A 436-nucleotide genomic window follows, 5' to 3' on the forward strand; every position below is an offset into this window, starting at 1 on the left:
GGCGCCCCGCAGGCGACCATCAGCCCGTCGACGGCCCCCGCACGCGGAGCCGTCCAGCTGTCGAGCTCACCGGACCCCATCACCGCAGACAGATCCCGTGCCGCGCCCGCCAACGACGCGGCCGCACGCGTCTCGGCGACGCTGCGACGTGCGACCGCGTCGGCCAACGCACCCCGCAGCACCGGCAGGCCCGCGCCCGTCAGCGCCGAGACCGCGTGCACACCCACACCACGCAACCCGTCCTCACGGAGCAACCTGTCGACGTCGCGCATCAGCTCGGCCTGCGCCCCCGCCGGCACCGTGTCCACCTGGTTGAGGACCACCAGCATCGACGACTCGTGCCCCACCAGGCGACGCAGGTACCCCGAGTGCAGCGCGTCGTCGGCGTACTTCTGCGGGTCCACCACCCACACCAGCAGGTCGACCTGCGGGATCA

General features: G+C 73.2%; 1 pseudogene. It reads right to left on the minus strand.

Annotated elements, in window-relative coordinates:
• Nucleotides 1-436 (minus strand): annotated as a pseudogene (locus tag N869_RS18260) (GTPase); the annotation flags it as partial.

The organism is Cellulomonas bogoriensis 69B4 = DSM 16987 (assembly GCF_000767165.1).
Lineage (GTDB): Bacteria > Actinomycetota > Actinomycetes > Actinomycetales > Cellulomonadaceae > Actinotalea > Actinotalea bogoriensis.